Source organism: Alkalihalophilus marmarensis DSM 21297, from assembly GCF_000474275.2.
Lineage (GTDB): Bacteria > Bacillota > Bacilli > Bacillales > Bacillaceae_D > Alkalihalophilus > Alkalihalophilus marmarensis.
Map to the genome: position 1 here is coordinate 24215 of NZ_ATAE01000037.1, position 16916 is coordinate 41130.

Here is a 16916-nt window from a genome sequence, read left to right on the forward strand (position 1 = left end):
TATCAAGTAAACGTAATTATTCACGTAATCAATGTATTGTTATCATACGATACTATGATGAGGTCCGCAATGTCTTTACTCTACTTATATCGACACTCAGGGAAAATATTTGACATCTTTGTGTAAGAATTCACGTTTTTTTCGAATCCGTTGCCAAAGCAGCCTTATCATCATGTATGTACGCCTATATGTATAGCATGTACCTTTTGGACTCAACTTAAAAGCCGTCCCTTATATTTATAATAAGGAACGGCTTAATGGATTGTTTACCCTTTATATAAACCTGATGCTTGTAATTCATCAATGAATTCATTGAATTGCGGAATATCCATTTGTTGAGCTGAATCTGAAAGAGCAACCGCTGGGTCTGGATGTACTTCTGCCATGACAGCATCTGCACCAATTGCAAGCGCAGCCTTAGCTGTAGGTAAGAGTAAATCACGACGGCCTGTTGAGTGTGTTACATCAACTAAAACAGGAAGATGTGTCTCTTGCTTAAGAATTGGCACAGCTGAGATGTCTAATGTGTTACGAGTAGCTTTTTCGTATGTACGAATTCCACGTTCACATAACATTAACTGGCTATTTCCTTTAGCTACAACATATTCTGCAGCATGAATGAACTCTGAAATCGTTGCTGAAAGTCCTCTTTTTAATAGTACTGGCTTATTAACTGAACCTGCGGCCTTCAGTAACTCGAAGTTTTGCATGTTACGTGCACCGATTTGGATAACATCTACATATTCTACAGCTGTTTCGATATCTTGCGGACTAACAATTTCACTAATTACAGCCATATCTAACTCGTCTGCAACTTGTTTTAAAATCTTTAAGCCTTCAAGTCCAAGACCTTGGAAATCATAAGGAGACGTTCTTGGTTTAAATGCTCCGCCTCGTAATAATTTTAAGCCTCTTTCTTTCATTGCTTTAGCTACAGTAACTACTTGCTCATAACTCTCTACCGCACATGGTCCCATAATAAGACGCTGTGTGCCATCTCCAACTTTTTCGCCTCTCAAGTCCACAACCGTGTTTTCTGGATGCTTCTTACGAGAAACTAGTAAAGCTTTACTATTATCATCTTCTTGAAGCTCAAGGCTTGCCTTGAAGATTTGCTTGAATAAATGCTGTAAGGTTGATGTTTCAAATGGACCTGTATTATTTGCTGCAATATGATCTAGCATGCTGCGCTCACGTACAGGATCAAAACGATTAACACCTTGTTTTCCTTTTACTTTACCAATCTCTTGAACCACTCTAGCACGCTCATTAATTAACTCAAGAAGCTTCAGATTCACCTCGTCTAATTCTGATCTCAACTTATCTAATTGTTCATTACTCATTTCTCTCCACTCCTCATCTCTTTGGCTTCTTTTTCTTAATTAGGATTCATTATAAAGCATAATTAACTGAATGTCACGAATTTTTTCTTTATTAATTAAACGCTTTTAAGCGCTAAAGTGGACCTTTTATAAATAATTGTCCACTATCTTACTATAAATCTTATTAACATGCAAAAGATCCAGGCAGCCTGGATCTTTTTTTTACCTTTGATTACGCTTAGATCGTCGGATTATTTTCTTCATATACTGGATTGCAATAATAAGGTGGACGCGGGCCTATTTTGGGCATAGCCCATGTTTGATCTATATAAGTCATTGTTACGGCCTCATCAGAGTCTGCTTCTAACAATAGTTCTGCTTGAGGGTTATAAATATAATTTTCCATCCTCTTTCCTCCTATTCTGTTTTCTCATACTTACCCTATGCTCCTGCTTTTATTTTGAGCCAGGTTACATATATTCACCTCCATCTATTCATCACAACACATGCCCAGGTTACATAAAGTAGCACAGAAGACAAAAATAAGGAGGCTTCGAATGAGTAAAGACCAGCCCAAAAGAGATAGCTCATACCCGCTCTATCCTAACTACGGAAAAATTACTCGGTATGAAGAGATCCCCATAAATGTACCTGAACAAAGACAGCTACGGCAGCCTGGCTATGAGAGTGCTATGGTGCCAAGGCCGATTATTGAAAACCCTAACTATAAGGGTAGTGAAAAAATAGTTGGTAAAACAGCACTGATAACAGGTGGAGACAGCGGAATCGGCGCAGCTTGTGCCATAGCGTTTGCAAAAGAAGGGGCAGATATTGCGATTGCTTACTTAGATGAACATGAAGATGCCAACAGAACGAAAGCTAGAGTGGAGGAATTAGGACAGAGATGTGTATTAATGCCCGGCGACCTTCGCAGCAAAAAGCAATGTGTGGAAATTGTTGAACGTACGATAGAGGAGTTTAAGCAATTAGATATCCTTTGTAATCATGTAGGTATACAATTTCAGCAGCCTAGTTTGCTTGATATAACTGATGAGCAGTTTGACGATACATTTAAGGTCAATATTTACTCACACTTTTATACAACTAGAGCAGCTCTTCCTTACATGACTGCTGGCAGTTCAATCATTAATACATCTTCTGTAGTAACCTATGCAGGAGAAAAACAAATGATCGATTACACGGCTACTAAGGGTGCGAATATAGGATTTACCAGAGCTCTAGCTAATAATTTGATTGAGCAAGGAATAAGAGTGAATGCTGTGGCTCCAGGAAGAACATGGACCCCCTTAATCCCTTCAAGCTTCTCTGCTGATGAAGTGGCAGTTTTTGGTGCATTCAATCCAATGGAGAGGATGGCCCAGCCTTTTGAATTAGCCCCAACCTTCGTCTACTTAGCTTCAGATGATTCAAGATTTGTAACTGGACAGACGCTTCATGTGAACGGCGGAGAATGGACATCATCCTAATTTGTTCGAAATAAAAAAACGGTAATCACTATGCGCAGTGATTACCGTTTTCCTAATTTACCAATTATAGAAGATTAAAGAGTACGCTGTGCTTCTTTTTCTTCTTCTAGTTTATTTTGAATGTCATCTACTTCATTTTTTACACTTTCAGCAATCTCTTCTCCAGATTGTTGTAAGTCACCTGAAAGATCTTGCGCCAGCTCTTCTGCTGATTGTTTCACCTCATCAGCTTCACCGCGCACGCTGTTTGTCACTTCTTTAACCTTTTCAGACACTTGAGCTGATTGCTCTGAAACAACTTTTGCAATGTTGTTTGATTTTTCTTTAGCATAATTAGCCCATTCGTTTCCTTTTTCATACGCATTATTGGTGAATTGGTTTGTCTTCTCACGAGCAATAGTAGCTTGTTCGTTTAACTCACCGCGTAATTCCTTACCAGACTTAGGTGCTAATAATAACGCTGTGGATGCTCCAACAATTCCCCCTACAAGTGATCCAATTAGAAAATCTTTTGTGTTCATGTCTCCCACTTAAATCTCCTCCTTATGTAGTGTAGATGATTGTTCTTGACTTGCTTTGCGAGCTTTAAATTTCGTATAAAAGTCAATTGCAACATTTCCCCATTGAACAGCTTTGGCAATCTGTTCAGACTGCTTAACTGATTGTTCTGAAACTGTTGTGGAAACATGGCGAATTGAACGATTAACCTGTTGAACAGAATCTCCTAACTCCTTCACTGAGGCAAAGACTGTATTCAACGATTCCGTTTTATGTTGAATATCATCTGCAAGCCGGTTTGTTTTGTTTAGAAGAAGTTCAGTTTCATTCGTAATACCATTCACTTGCTTTTCAAGTCCTGCCATTGTATTTGCAACGTGATCGAGTGTTCGATTAGCAGACTTAAGCGTTACAACGATATAGCCAACTAATACGGCAAAAGCAATAGCTACGATGATTGCACTGATATAAAGTAAACTTTCCATATGTTTGCTTCCACCTCCTTATACCTTCTGTTACCCTAATTCTCGCCAAATAAAACAAGGTATAACATATTAATTCGATAAAATATTAGAAATTCCTCCTTTAATTCTTGTCTTACTATTAAGTTTTCTTGTTATCGTATACAATAATAAGGTATATAAAGGAGGCAAAACAATGAGAGATCCCCGAATTACTACGTTAGCTAAAAACTTAATTCAGTACTCAGTGAATCTGCAAAAAGGCGAAAAGGTTCTAATTGAGAATTTCGGCCTGCAAAAAGAACTAGTTACAGCCCTTGTTAATGAAGCATATAAAGTTGGCGCATTGCCATTTGTCCTTTTAAAAGATCACCAAGTGGATCGTTCGCTTCTTCTTGGAGCATGTGAAGAACAACTTGAAATGATGGCTTCATTTGAAGCACAAGTGATGAGTGAAATGGATGCTTATATCGGACTGCGCGCAGGCGATAATATATCTGAACTTTCTGATGTTCCAAGTGATAAGATGGCTCTTCACGGAAAAACAGTCGGGACAAAAGTTCACCGTGAGATCCGCGTTCCAAAAACTCGCTGGGTAGTGCTTCGTTACCCAAGCTCCTCTATGGCTCAATTAGCTAATACGAGTACAGAAGCGTTTGAAGACTTTTATTTTAACGTATGCAACTTAGATTACAGCAAAATGGATAAGGCGATGGATTCTCTGGTTGCTTTATTTGATAAAACAGACCAAGTACATATTAAAGGGCCTGGTACCGACTTAACTTTCTCTGTTAAAGGGGTCCCGTCTATTAAATGTGCAGGGCATATGAATATTCCTGATGGTGAAGTATACACTGCACCCATTCGAGATTCCGTGAATGGTACGCTTAGTTATAATACTCCATCACCGTACCAAGGTTTTACTTTTGAATCGATTAAATTCACGTTTGAAAATGGTAAAATTGTAAAAGCAGAAGCAAATGATACAGACCGTATTAATCGAATTTTAGATACAGATGAAGGTGCTAGATATATTGGTGAGTTTGCTATAGGCGTTAACCCATATATTCAGCATCCAATGAAAGATATTCTTTTTGATGAAAAGATCGATGGAAGCTTCCACTTCACTCCAGGTCAATGCTATGAAGAGGCTTCAAACAGCAACCAATCTTCTATTCATTGGGACATTGTCAATATTCAGCGACCTGAATATGGCGGCGGAGAAATCTATTTTGATGAGATGCTTATTCGTAAAGATGGACGCTTTGTAATCCCTGAGCTAGAAGCACTAAACCCAGAAAACTTAAAATAAATGATGAAGCTGCAGCTTTTCTCACTGCAGCTTCTTTTTTATGGTTTAAGTACTACCTTAATGTTACCATCTGCTTTTTTGTCAAAAATGTCGTAAGCTTTCGGTGCATCTTGTAAACTCATACGATGCGTAATAATGTCTGTAGGATCAAACTTCTTCTGCTTCACCATTTCATAAAGCTTTGGCATCATATGAATAACGGGTGCTTGTCCCATTTTAAGAGATACATTTCTTGAGAAGAAATCACCGAGTGGAAAGTTATTCGCCTCTGTTCCATACACACCGGTTAACTGAACCAGTCCGAACTTTCTAACGGCTTTTGATGCAGTAATAATAGGGCTGATCATTCCAAATTGATTATCACCCTCTGAGCCGAATGTTTCACCAGGAGGTACAGTGCCATCCATCCCAACACAATCAATGACAATATCAGCACCACCATTTGTTTCTTCATTTAATAAATCACCTATTTCGGGATTTTCACGAAAATTAAAGGTCTCTACTTTGTTTGTCCGCTTAGCATGAGCAAGGCGATGATCCACTTGATCGACTGCAATTACTCTTTTCGCTCCTTTTAACCAAGCTAATTTCTGAGCCATTAACCCAATCGGCCCGCTGCCGAGAATAATAACTGTGTCGCCTTCTTTAACAGGCTCAACACTCCACCACGCAGTCGGAATAACGTCAGATAAAAAGAGAACACTTTCATCATCTAATTCACTGTCTTCAGGGACTTTAAAAGAAGTAAAGTCTGCAAAGGGAACTCTTAAGTATTCTGCTTGACCGCCTGGGTAGTTTCCAAACATCTTAGAAAATCCGAATAACCCGCCAGAATCACTATGGGGATTGGACTCATCACATTGACTTTCCATTTGGTTTTGACAGAAAAAGCAAGTGCCGCACCCGATATTAAATGGAACGACGACCCTGTCACCTTTTTTTAAGTTTTTGACATTTAACCCTACTTCTTCTACAATTCCCATCGGCTCATGTCCAATAATATAATCCTCTTCTAATGGAATCCCCGTTTTATAAAGATGAAGATCAGAGCCACAAATACCTGATGCTGTAATTCTTATCACCATATCATCATCAGTTTGTATACTTGGAGCTTCCATCTCCTTTACTTCAATTTTGTCTTTACCTTGAAATGTTACAGCCTTCATTACCAATCCACACCTTTCTAAATGTAAATTGCTATACTCCTTCCTTTTTATGGTTACAGCTAAACATACAATGTTTAATAAATTTTGTTCGTGGAATCATCCCTACAAAAAGATGAAGGGTGCGATTCAAATGACAATAGACAAACAAGATTATTTCAAAACTACTTATGAACAATCTCGAGAGGTATTCCGAGGACATTTAGATGCCATCAAGAAAAAGTGGCCTAATGCTGTGATTTCGACTAAGCCAATTGGTCATGAAGCTGATAATACAATTGATATGATTTATGCAGAAGCCTTAAATGAAAATAAACAAGTTCTCTTTTTTACAATCGGTGAACATGGAATCGAAGGCTTTGCTGGTGCTGCTTGTACTCATGTATTTATCAATGAATACCTTGATCGGATAGACCCTCATACAACAGGCATATGTCTTATTCATGCACTAAATCCATGGGGGATGAGAAATTACCGAAGAGTTACTGAAAACAATGTGGATCTTAATCGCAATTATCTCTATGATCCAGATTCTGTACCAAAAGACATCAATGATCACTATTCAAAAGAAAGTGATATGTTCCTACCAAATGGAAAAATAGCAGATCTCACACAAGAAAAGCGAAAGCTGTACACACAATTAAGTAAAGCTCTAGTCACTACCGGTTACAGCGGCATTAAAAAAGCGAAAGGAATGGGTCAGTTTGAATTTGAACGAGGAGTCTATTACGGCGGTAAACAAGAAGAACCCAATACAGCTTATTTAAAAGAAATTCAAAAAAAGCTCTTATCGACATTCGCACGAGTCGTTCATATGGATTGGCATACTGCACTCGGCCCTGCTAATGAAATCACTATGGTTATATCAGACCTTGATGGGCGCAGTGAAGCACAACTAAAAGAAACCTATCAGCTGAAAAATATTCTTCCGTTCTCTGCTGATAAAGTAAAAGGAGATTCCACTCACCATTTTCATAAAGTGAGAAAAGAAGAATATCCAGATACGAAACTTTTCTCGGCATTATTTGAATTTGGAACGTTTGGAACAGGAAAAAAAGCTGAATTTCGTGAATTTCAGACAATTATATTAGAAAATCATTTATATTTTGAAGGGGCAAATAAACAAGAAGATATCGATTGGATCATGAATGAATTTAAGGAAATGTTTTATCCGGATGACCCAGAATGGAGAGATTCGGTTATAAAAGAAGCTCGTCTCGGTATTGAGGCCGTTTTAACAGCTGAGGATATGTTACATTAATCAAGAAAACCCCCTGCAAATGCAGGGGGTTCCTTTTAGTTTAACGTATTTTCATAGGCTTTTTGGAATTTTTGAATGTCTCCTGCCCCCATAAATAACAAGGTGCTGTTTTCATGTTCCTTTAACCTTTCAACGTCTTCTTCAGTGATTAATTGAGATTGTGGAATGAGCTCCTGAAGATCTTGAATCGTTAACGATCCTGCTTGTTCACGAGCTGATCCAAAGATGTCGCACAGGTATACATGATCTGCCAGCTTCAATGCCTCAGCAAATTCATTCAGAAATGTTTTAGTACGTGTAAACGTATGCGGCTGGAAAATAGCTACTACTTCATGGTCCTGATATTTCTTTTTGGCAGAATCAACTGTTGCTGCAATTTCAGTTGGATGATGTGCGTAATCATCAATCAAAATCTGGCTGCCGACTTTCTTTTCCGTAAAACGTCTCTTTACCCCTTGGAACGTTTTTAGATGTTCTTCAAGAACTTCTGCAGGTACATTCTCATAATGGCATAATGCAATAACTGCAAGAGCATTTAACACGTTGTGATTCCCATAGCCAGGAATAGTAAATGTTCCGTATAAATTATTACGAACATACACATCAAATTTCGTTCCTTTGTCCGTCACTTCTACACTTCTTGCTTGGAAATCATTCTGCTCGCTAAATCCATAAAATACAACAGGTACATTCGCATGAATACCTTGTAAATATTGATCATCACCACAGGCTACGATTGCTTTTTTAACTTGCATTGCCATTTCACTGAATGCTTCAAACACATCATCAACGTCTTTAAAATAATCAGGGTGATCAAAATCAATATTCGTCATGATACAGTAATCAGGTTTGTAGTTAAGGAAGTGTCTGCGGTACTCACAGGCTTCAAATACGAAATACTTTGAGTCTTCCTCCCCTTTACCTGTTCCATCCCCAATAAGGTACGATGTTGGGAAGGCTGAACCTAACACATGAGATAGCAGCCCTGTTGTTGATGTTTTGCCGTGGCATCCAGTAACAGCCACGCTCGTAAACTGTTGAATAAAGTCACCCAAAAAGTGTGGATACTGATCAACAGGAATACCAATTTCCTTAGCACGAGCAACCTCCTCATGGTCTTCCCCGTAAGCTGCTGAAACGATAACATGCTGATCTTCTTCAATATTATCTCTGTTAAATTCTAATAAAGAGATGCCTTTTTGTTCTAACGGGCGCTGAGTAAAAAATTGTTTCGCAACGTCAGATCCTTGCACGTTCTTCTTCATATCATGGAGAATTTGTGCTAATGCACTCATCCCCGATCCTTTAATTCCAATAAAATGATATTTAGTCATAGTTGGACCTCCAAATTCCTCATGGTTTCAAACCGCGTCCAAGTCATGTGTAAGTGTTGGGTTTATGTAAATCCATTTCACCTTTTACGATTCACGTTATGATTATAGCAGAAATACGAGCAATCACCAATTCGACTTGTTCCGCAGCACGAATTCCTCATTTTTGACGAGTACTTAAATCATTACCAATTGTTAAAACCATGATTTATTCCCAAAAAAAGGTGACCCACTCAATTAGCGGGTCACCTAACCGTTAATCGACAAGTTCTAATCTAGGATTGTCGCGATAGCGCCTGCCGGCTTTCGCTTCATGTTCCCCATTTAACAAGACATTGTCTCCTGTAAAACCAATGTGTATCTTAAGCAAACTTCCTCCAACCCCGTAAATATCAATAGGTACACCTTGCTCTTCATAGGATTCAATGCGTTCTGCATTAAATCCTCCGGTGGCTACAATTTTCACGTGGTTAAACCCTTCTTTATCTAACGCTTCCCGAAGAGCAAATAATAGAACTGGATTAGCTCCGCGCGGGTCAAATGCTCCCATCACCTCAGGGTTTCTACAGAAATACTGGTCGACCATCGTCCTAGATGTATCAACCCTGACTCCCTTTAATTCTTCTCCAAACTCCCTTGCTACCTTTAGGGAATCCGTTATCACGTCATTATTATAATCAACTAAAGCCATTAATTCATCTTCTGGGAATTCTGCTTTATATGCTTTAGTCGCCTCAACTACATCGCCTCTGAACAGTTGAATAAGAGCGTGAGGCATAGTCCCCATTCCTTGCTTACCCCACCACTCATTCATCGCATGAGTCGCCTGAGCTTTTGATCCGCCGATATAAGCTGCATAGCCGTCACCGGACTGCTGGGTAAAATGATCGTCTCGATCTCCCATAAAAATGACTGGCTTTTGAACACCTGATTTTCTCGCTGCTTTTACGACATTATATACATTAGTTGCTACAGATGTTCTTCTAGCAAAAATCCCATCAATTATACCTTCTAAATAACCGAAGTTTTGATAAGGGCCTTTGATTGTTAAGACCGTTTCAAACGGCTTAATTTTATCTCCGTCCTTTAAAGAGTGGATTTCAAGTTCATCTGCATTTTTAGCAAATGTTTTAATTAATGCAATGACCTCATCAGTCCCGCAAAGAATAGCATGTTCTTTTTGGAAAAACTGCATCGTTACAATATTGTCTGAATGATATTTCTCTACTATCTCTCTCGTTTTCAAAAAATAAACCGCCGAAAACCAGCCTTCATGAATGCGTTCATCAAATTTAAACGTTTGATTTGTTAAACGTTTAATTTCACCTTGCATCTTCAATTCAATTTCTTTCATAGCCCCTTATACTCCTTGTACCCAACTATAGTTATCTTCTCTCTCTATCTAGCTATCTCGTTCTAGCTTATCTCGTTCTTGCCGCATTTAACTAGCATCGAAACTCTTATCGTACTTATCATATATAACCTTTAGGATGAATACAAGGTTAAGCAAGGATTTATCTTACCTGTTTGGGTATAGCCTCTCTTCTAGCTCGATTTCGTCAACAAGAATATGTCTTGGCTTGCTGCCCATTGCTTCACTAATGACACCCATATCTTCCATCATATCTATTAATCTAGCCGCTCTATTATACCCTACTCTAAATCTACGTTGTAAGCTTGAAGCAGAAGCTCCGCCTTGCTGAATCACAAAATAACAAGCTTCTTCTAGCAGGTCATCATCTTGTTCTGCGCTGCTTTGCATTTTTTTCAGCTGTTCTGGCGCAAAAAGATATTCTGGCTCTCTTTGTTTTTTCACAAAGGCTAATACATCTTCAATTTCTTCATCAGAGACAAATGTACCTTGAACCCGTACAGGCTTTGGAGCCCCGTTTTCATGGAATAACATATCTCCTCTTCCTAATAAACGCTCAGCCCCGCTCATATCTAAAATCGTTCTTGAATCTGTTTGTGAAGAGACAGAGAACGCAATACGAGTAGGAATATTTGCTTTTATCAGCCCCGTAATAACATCTACTGACGGACGTTGTGTAGCTAATAATAAGTGAATCCCACAAGCTCTTGCTTTTTGAGCAATTCGGCAAATGGAATCTTCTACATCTTGTGGTGAAACCATCATTAAATCGGCAAGCTCATCAATAACCACGATCATATAAGGAAGAGCTGGCTTGTCTTTTGACTCCGAATAAAGTTCATTATAACGAGTGACGTCTCTAACTCCTTGCTGGCTGAACAACTCATAACGTCTTTCCATTTCCCCTACTACCCATTTTAAAGCAGCTGTCGCTTGCTTTGCATCCGTGATCACTGGCGTGACAAGATGAGGTAATTTATTATACGGAGCTAGTTCAACCATTTTGGGATCAATTAATAATAATTTCACCTCATCTGGATTCGCTTTATAAAGCAAGCTGATTAAAACAGAGTTAATACAGACACTTTTTCCTGAACCTGTAGCCCCAGCAACAAGTCCATGAGGCATTTTACGAAGGTCTGTCACAATTGGCTGCCCTGAGATATCCAATCCAAGCGCGACTGTAAGAGGTGACTCCGGCTTGATAAAGACATCCCGGCGTAAAATTTCTCTTAAGAAGACTGGTTTCGATACTTTATTAGGCACTTCAATTCCAATCGTGTTCTTCCCCGGAATAGGAGCTTCAATTCGAATATCTTTTGCTGCTAAAGCTAGCTTCATATCATCTGTTAAACTTGTCACTTTATTTACTTTGACTCCACGCGCAGGTTGAATTTCATACCTTGTTACAGAAGGTCCTTTTGTGACATTAACAACCTTTGCATCTACGTTGAAGCTTAGTAGAGTTTCTTCAAGAATTTCAGCTTGTTCTTGTAACCATTCACTATCCTGCTCCTCTTGATGCTGCGGGTATTTTAACAGCTGGATACTCGGATGATTATATTCACTTTGCACTGTAACTTGCTGCGGCTGGACTTTTTGAGGCATTTTATCCTGAGGAAGCATCATCACATTAAACGGAATGCTCTCTTTTGGTTTACTCTGAGCAGCTGCTTGATCGCTCTTAACCTCTGTCTTCTTTTCTACGACAACTTCTTCATCTAGGCTGTTCTGAATACTTTCTCCAGTTTGGATGTTTTCGATCTGGTTAGGTGCATTTTCGTAACTTTCTTCATTTTGTTCTACTGGCTCTGTGACTTGGGATGACGAAATTACTTCGTCCGCGGTTTCCGTTTTAAATGCCTCTGCCTCGTCATCCTTATCTTCCCCTATCGTTTCAATAACAGATGCTGGTTCAACAGTTTCCTGAAACGGGCTCCCTACTGGTTTCTCTTCAAGGTGTGGTAAGTCCTCTTTGAAATCAGTGGCTGTTTTTTGAACATCAGATGGATCTGATTGAAGATTATGTTCAGGTATTTGTTCAGGTATTTGTTCATCTACAGGTTCATTTACTGTTTGGGTTATTGCTTCATTTACTGTTTCAGCATCGTCATCCTCTATAGAAAGAAGGTCGTTTCTTACGTGGACATCGACTTTTTCAGGTATAGAATCAAGTATAGTTGACTCTTCAGCAGCAGAATCATCTTGTGTTGTTGATTCAGAGGACTTTTCTGCAATTTGATCTAGTACAGTTGCTGCAACTTGACTATTCCTCAGGTTCTCAGCTTTTAGAAATACTTCGAGCTGTTTTTCCATCGTTACACTTGGACGTTTTGGCTCAATGACCTTCCCGTACCCAGGAAGAGAAGATAATAAAGATTCATCTTCAAGCATGTTTTTCTTTCTTTCTTTAAACCCATACACCGGAGATGGTATAGAAGTGGGTTTGAACTCCTTCTTTGATTGAGGAAAACTAGGAGTATAACCTTGAGTATTCCCCTGAGAATTTCCTTGGGTTCGCTCCATTGCTTTTTCTTCAATTTTCTTATCTACTTTTATTTGTGGCGGCTGATGTCTCTCTTGGCTTACTCGTTCTGTTCTTCTGGTACGTTTATTTTCAGGCTGTTCTTGTTCTGCCTGTCTAAATGTCTTTCTTGGACTGTGTTCAGTTTTACTAACTGGACGTTCTCGCTCTGGACGTTCTCGCTCTTGATTCTCATCTTCTATAAGAGGAAAACGAAATTTACCAGGCTTAGGATATTGGTAGACCATCCGTGGTTCACTTTCGCGTTGCCCGCTTTCTATGTAGCCAAAAGACCTCTTACTGTTTTGGGTTGCTTGGGATGGATGATCTCCTGTTGTTTGTTTGTGGCTTTTAATAGAAGTATTATCCGTTTCTTCCCCGCCAGATAAAGCCCCTTGGATCTTTTTAATCCATTGCTTTAATGTATCCATACTCCTCACTCACTCTCTTTCTGTTTCACCATTTTAATGACTATTTAACTGACTATCATACGTTTTAGAATAGCCTTTCATATATGAGTAGAAAAAACCACTAGTTAGCTCTAGTGGTTCTGTTTATTCGAATCAGCCGATCACAAAAAAAGGCAGATCCGGTTTCATATGGCTTCATCAGCTTTTATCATATTACTACCTTATTGTACCATAATCATTCTTTTGGTGATTGTGGCTGCTTTGGTTTTTTCTGAGCTAAAATGAAAGTAGGTTCTAGTTCTCCGTCCTCATACATGAAAGGCAGCGCGGTTACCGGCACTCTTCCTTCTCCAAAAAACTGAAGAGCGATCTGCGCGAGTACATCATACCCGCTGTCATTTTGAATGTCTGCCATAATTAAAACATCTTGGTGAGGAATTGCAACGGCCAATTGACCTGTCACTTTTTTCGCCATTTTCTCTAGTAGTGATGGATCAAGAACTCGGCTTGCATCGTACCCATCCTTTGCACGTAAGAAATAGAAGGTATTTCCTGCAACCACATCTTCTTTCATCGACTGTGGCAGTGAACGAAGATTGAAACGTGACATTTCTCTTATTTTTTCAGCGGTAAGACCTGACTCACGTACCATCTCTTCATCAATCAATGTATAGGCTTCCCCTAGATCTATAGCATAATAGACACGAGTCTCTGCTGTATGTTCCTCAAATAGCAACGGTAAGCCGTCTTTAGTCTCATCATGGAAAGAAGTTGACCTAATAACAGGGAATATTTTATTTTCATTCCCTTTCAGAGAAGGTCGTTTATCCATCGTTGCAAGGCCCACTTCAATATAGCGGATCACCTCATCAATAGAATCATACTCTTCTCTTTCCCATTTTGCTAATAAAGGCTTTAAAGAAAGGGTTACTCCTTTATTCGTCTTACTATTTGTAATACGTAAGGTTGACTCTTTATGATTGTATGTGATGCTGCGATCATCACGTTTTAATTTTTCTTCTACCATTTTTCTAAATTCACGAAGTTCCATTGCATACACTCTCCTTCATACCTTACAGTGTACCATTTCTTAGAATGGCTATCCAATCATTGAAATACGAGATCTATATAAAAAAGGAGTATCCACATCACATGATGCGGATACTCCCTGCCGATTAATAGCTGTTAGCTTCTGCTCTAGTTAAAAACTCAATAATTTCTTCTTCTGTTTTACGATCTTTGCTTACAAAACGATCCACTTCTTTTCCATTTGAAAAGGCTAAGAAACTTGGAATGCCCATCACCATGTGTTCTTGACATAGATCAATAAACTCATCACGGTCTACATAGTAAAAAGAAAACGAAGGGAAGTCCGCTTCAATTCTAGGTAAAATAGGTTCGATCACCCGGCAGTCAGGACACCAGTCTGCTGAAAACATAAAAACGACCGTTTCGTTTTCAGCCAGCTTCTTAAATTGTTCTACACTTGTTAATTTTTCCATACGTCTCATTCCCCTTTATGATTGTTCTATCTTCATCTCTCCCATTTTAATATATCCTGCCTTTCGCATCCATTCTGAAATCCCCAAACTAATCAAAGCAGGTAAAATGAAATATAAAAGCCCAACAGACAAAGCCGTTTGATAGCTGAATCCCATATCGGTAAATGTCATAATCGGCCCCACCAATCCGCTTGTTCCCATTCCAGCTCCAGCTGGATTATTCGTTAGCCCAAACATCGTAGTAGCGAACGGTGCTAAGATGGCCCCTGCTACCGTTGGAGGAATAAGAATGAGAGGATGTCTAACGATATTGGCTATTTGGAGCATCGAGGTTCCTAGACCCAAAGCAATTAATCCAGACCAGCGATTTTCTCTGTAGCTGCTAACAGCAAAGCCGACCATTTGAGCTGCACACCCTACTGTTGCGGCACCTGCTGCAATTCCTTCTAACCCAAGCATAATTGCGAGCGCTGCACTAGAAATAGGTGCTGTGAGCGCCAGCCCCATCAAGGTGGCAATAATAATTCCCATTAAAATCGGCTGTTGTTCAGTTGCCCACATAATTAAACTACCAAGCTGTGTCATCCCTGCATCGATCCCAGGACCTATCAAACTTGCTACTGTAAAGCCAGAAATAATCGTTACTAACGGTGTTATAATAATATCTATTTTTGTCTCCCCTGAAACCATTTTTCCTAGTTCCGTTGCAATCACTGCAGCGACAAAACTGCCAGCTGGTCCTCCTAGCTGGAAACCAGCCGCACCGCTGATTAGAGCAGCAAATAATACAAGCCTGGGCGCCCCTAACCCATAAGCTACGGCTGCGCCAATGGCAGGGCCGGTAAGACTCATAGCAAGCGCTCCAATTTCAATTAAAAATTCTAATCCAGTTTGCTCACCAACAGTACGAATAATCAAACCTATAATTAAAGAAGCGAACAGCCCTAAGGCCATATGATTTAACCCTGTAATGACATAGGTCTTCCAATGTAATTCGATGCCTTTTCTTTGTAAGAAATTCTGCATGCCTTCTCCTACTCTCTTATAACGTTTATATCATTTCTTTACTATCATACCTGCAACCTTTACATGTGACAAGACACATCAAACGTGAACCTTGTCCTATTATTCGTCTCCAAAGAGTTCTTCCTTTATAATAGAAAGGGAAAAAATAGTAAAGGAGAGATCATCGTGGAATTAAACGTTTATTTAGCTGGAGAAATTCATAGTGCATGGAGACAAGACCTAAAAGAGGCTGCAAAAAATCGACATTTACCTCTTCTTTTTACAGGGCCGATGGAAAATCATGACCGCTCTGATGATATTGGTGAAGAGATCTTAGGCAAAATGCCTACTAGCATTTTAAAAGATGAAGCAGCATCTAGTATTAACAATTTACGTACTCAAATCCTCCTTCAAAAAGCCGATGTCGTCATCGCCTTATTCGGAGAAACATACAAACAATGGAACAGTGCTATGGATGCTGCTACAGCCATTGCCTTGCAAAAACCATTAATCCTCATTCGACCAGAAAAGCTGCATCATCCGCTTAAAGAATTAGCAAATAAAGCACAAGTTGTCGTTGAGACTCCTGAACAAGCGATCCAAGCTCTCTCTTATGTGTTTGAAGAAGAATAAATGAATGAAATCTATTGAAAGCATAAAAAAGCATTAGGTCCATTTCTCAAGGACACTAATGCTTTTTTCTATTAATGGCTGTATGAAGGTCTGTCAAATTGATATTGACCGTAAAGCAGCCGTACAATGTGGCTAAACATTTCCTTACGAGTCAGCATACCGGAAGTAAAGACTCCAACTGCACCTTCTTTGTGGCGGATATGAGGATCTTGCATGAGCTCACTCATAATCACACCAAGCTCATAACCTTCTTTTAATTTTCGCTCAACATTAGAAGGCAATGGAATTTTGGCCCCACTGGCGATCCAAACTCCCCCAAAATGATCCGTTAATGCTCCCCAATTACATAGCATGATCCCATTAGGGGTTTCACAAACCCCTCCTTCAAGTCCAACAGCTATGTTTGAGCCTGCTTCACTTAAGGCAAATTTCGCTCGATTAATGGCACCCTCCAAGGTTTCTTCTTCAGAGAAAGGTTGAGCTGACACACCGGACGGGGCATCAATACTAATGAACTCCAGTGGCTCACGAATAAGTGTATCCATTACAGCATGCACTTTGGCAGGATTTTTTGTGCCTATTGCTAGCTTCATTTTTTCCGCTGACCTCCATGTATCTCTTCTACCAGTAACCGC

General features: G+C 39.4%; 16 protein-coding genes. 4 read left to right on the top strand and 12 right to left on the bottom strand.

Annotated features, from left to right (window positions below; translation table 11 throughout):
• Positions 1 to 266: 266 nt before the first annotated feature.
• Positions 267 to 1343, bottom strand: coding sequence for a bifunctional 3-deoxy-7-phosphoheptulonate synthase/chorismate mutase (locus A33I_RS13385; protein WP_012960106.1), 1077 nt, complete (start codon positions 1341 to 1343; stop codon positions 267 to 269).
• Between the two features lie 217 nt (positions 1344 to 1560).
• The gene (locus tag A33I_RS21100; RefSeq protein WP_022628873.1) at positions 1561 to 1728 is read right to left on the bottom strand and encodes a hypothetical protein; all 168 of its coding nucleotides are present in this window, start codon (positions 1726 to 1728) and stop codon (positions 1561 to 1563) included.
• Positions 1729 to 1879: 151 nt separating this feature from the next.
• On the opposite strand from A33I_RS21100, the gene A33I_RS13390 reads away from it, so the two are divergent.
• Positions 1880 to 2809, top strand: coding sequence for an SDR family oxidoreductase (locus A33I_RS13390; RefSeq protein WP_022628874.1), 930 nt, complete (start codon positions 1880 to 1882; stop codon positions 2807 to 2809).
• A gap of 74 nt (positions 2810 to 2883) precedes the next feature.
• Here A33I_RS13390 and A33I_RS13395 read toward each other — a convergent pair whose 3' ends face one another.
• Positions 2884 to 3330, bottom strand: coding sequence for a YtxH domain-containing protein (locus A33I_RS13395; RefSeq protein WP_031311651.1), 447 nt, complete (start codon positions 3328 to 3330; stop codon positions 2884 to 2886).
• Between the two features lie 9 nt (positions 3331 to 3339).
• Positions 3340 to 3792, bottom strand: a complete 453-nt coding sequence (locus A33I_RS13400) for a DUF948 domain-containing protein (protein WP_012960110.1) — start codon at positions 3790 to 3792, stop codon at positions 3340 to 3342.
• Positions 3793 to 3964: 172 nt separating this feature from the next.
• Here A33I_RS13400 and A33I_RS13405 point away from each other — a divergent pair, with 172 nt between their 5' ends.
• A complete protein-coding gene (locus A33I_RS13405) occupies positions 3965 to 5080 on the top strand; it encodes an aminopeptidase (protein ID WP_022628876.1) in 1116 nt (371 codons plus the stop codon).
• Positions 5081 to 5118: 38 nt separating this feature from the next.
• Here A33I_RS13405 and A33I_RS13410 read toward each other — a convergent pair whose 3' ends face one another.
• Positions 5119 to 6246, bottom strand: coding sequence for an alcohol dehydrogenase catalytic domain-containing protein (locus tag A33I_RS13410; RefSeq protein ID WP_022628877.1), 1128 nt, complete (start codon positions 6244 to 6246; stop codon positions 5119 to 5121).
• A gap of 130 nt (positions 6247 to 6376) precedes the next feature.
• On the opposite strand from A33I_RS13410, the gene A33I_RS13415 reads away from it, so the two are divergent.
• Positions 6377 to 7504, top strand: coding sequence for a M14 family metallopeptidase (locus A33I_RS13415; RefSeq protein ID WP_022628878.1), 1128 nt, complete (start codon positions 6377 to 6379; stop codon positions 7502 to 7504).
• Positions 7505 to 7539: 35 nt separating this feature from the next.
• On the opposite strand, the gene murC is transcribed toward A33I_RS13415, so the two are convergent.
• From murC to A33I_RS13445, 6 genes are all read right to left on the bottom strand, one after another.
• Positions 7540 to 8838, bottom strand: coding sequence for a UDP-N-acetylmuramate--L-alanine ligase (gene murC, locus A33I_RS13420; RefSeq protein WP_022628879.1), 1299 nt, complete (start codon positions 8836 to 8838; stop codon positions 7540 to 7542).
• A gap of 253 nt (positions 8839 to 9091) precedes the next feature.
• Entirely contained in the window at positions 9092 to 10189 is a 1098-nt protein-coding gene (locus A33I_RS13425; protein WP_022628880.1) for a nicotinate phosphoribosyltransferase, read from the bottom strand.
• A gap of 165 nt (positions 10190 to 10354) precedes the next feature.
• Positions 10355 to 13162, bottom strand: a complete 2808-nt coding sequence (locus A33I_RS13430; protein WP_022628881.1) for a DNA translocase FtsK — start codon at positions 13160 to 13162, stop codon at positions 10355 to 10357.
• Between the two features lie 214 nt (positions 13163 to 13376).
• Entirely contained in the window at positions 13377 to 14192 is an 816-nt protein-coding gene (locus tag A33I_RS13435) for a DUF1444 domain-containing protein (protein ID WP_022628882.1), read from the bottom strand.
• A 124-nt stretch (positions 14193 to 14316) separates the two neighbouring features.
• A complete protein-coding gene (locus A33I_RS13440; RefSeq protein WP_022628883.1) occupies positions 14317 to 14643 on the bottom strand; it encodes a thioredoxin family protein in 327 nt (108 codons plus the stop codon).
• Between the two features lie 15 nt (positions 14644 to 14658).
• On the bottom strand, positions 14659 to 15669 hold the full coding sequence (locus A33I_RS13445; RefSeq protein ID WP_022628884.1) for a PTS sugar transporter subunit IIC: 1011 nt from the start codon (positions 15667 to 15669) through the stop codon (positions 14659 to 14661).
• Between the two features lie 165 nt (positions 15670 to 15834).
• On the opposite strand from A33I_RS13445, the gene A33I_RS13450 reads away from it, so the two are divergent.
• Positions 15835 to 16281, top strand: coding sequence for a YtoQ family protein (locus tag A33I_RS13450; RefSeq protein ID WP_022628885.1), 447 nt, complete (start codon positions 15835 to 15837; stop codon positions 16279 to 16281).
• 71 nt (positions 16282 to 16352) lie between these two features.
• Here A33I_RS13450 and A33I_RS13455 read toward each other — a convergent pair whose 3' ends face one another.
• A complete protein-coding gene (locus tag A33I_RS13455) occupies positions 16353 to 16874 on the bottom strand; it encodes a DUF84 family protein (RefSeq protein WP_022628886.1) in 522 nt (173 codons plus the stop codon).
• Positions 16875 to 16916 lie beyond the last annotated feature (42 nt).

Excerpts from the sequence above, each read along its gene's own strand:
- A33I_RS13385 (WP_012960106.1), bottom strand. The coding sequence starts at position 1,343 with ATGAGTAATGAACAATTAGATAAGTTGAGATCAGAATTAGACGAGGTG.
- A33I_RS21100 (WP_022628873.1), bottom strand. The coding sequence starts at position 1,728 with ATGGAAAATTATATTTATAACCCTCAAGCAGAACTATTGTTAGAAGCA.
- A33I_RS13390 (WP_022628874.1), top strand. The coding sequence starts at position 1,880 with ATGAGTAAAGACCAGCCCAAAAGAGATAGCTCATACCCGCTCTATCCT.
- A33I_RS13395 (WP_031311651.1), bottom strand. The coding sequence starts at position 3,330 with ATGAACACAAAAGATTTTCTAATTGGATCACTTGTAGGGGGAATTGTT.
- A33I_RS13400 (WP_012960110.1), bottom strand. The coding sequence starts at position 3,792 with ATGGAAAGTTTACTTTATATCAGTGCAATCATCGTAGCTATTGCTTTT.
- A33I_RS13405 (WP_022628876.1), top strand. The coding sequence starts at position 3,965 with ATGAGAGATCCCCGAATTACTACGTTAGCTAAAAACTTAATTCAGTAC.
- A33I_RS13410 (WP_022628877.1), bottom strand. The coding sequence starts at position 6,246 with ATGAAGGCTGTAACATTTCAAGGTAAAGACAAAATTGAAGTAAAGGAG.
- A33I_RS13415 (WP_022628878.1), top strand. The coding sequence starts at position 6,377 with ATGACAATAGACAAACAAGATTATTTCAAAACTACTTATGAACAATCT.
- murC (WP_022628879.1), bottom strand. The coding sequence starts at position 8,838 with ATGACTAAATATCATTTTATTGGAATTAAAGGATCGGGGATGAGTGCA.
- A33I_RS13425 (WP_022628880.1), bottom strand. The coding sequence starts at position 10,189 with ATGAAAGAAATTGAATTGAAGATGCAAGGTGAAATTAAACGTTTAACA.
- A33I_RS13430 (WP_022628881.1), bottom strand. The coding sequence starts at position 13,162 with ATGGATACATTAAAGCAATGGATTAAAAAGATCCAAGGGGCTTTATCT.
- A33I_RS13435 (WP_022628882.1), bottom strand. The coding sequence starts at position 14,192 with ATGGAACTTCGTGAATTTAGAAAAATGGTAGAAGAAAAATTAAAACGT.
- A33I_RS13440 (WP_022628883.1), bottom strand. The coding sequence starts at position 14,643 with ATGGAAAAATTAACAAGTGTAGAACAATTTAAGAAGCTGGCTGAAAAC.
- A33I_RS13445 (WP_022628884.1), bottom strand. The coding sequence starts at position 15,669 with ATGCAGAATTTCTTACAAAGAAAAGGCATCGAATTACATTGGAAGACC.
- A33I_RS13455 (WP_022628886.1), bottom strand. The coding sequence starts at position 16,874 with ATGAAGCTAGCAATAGGCACAAAAAATCCTGCCAAAGTGCATGCTGTA.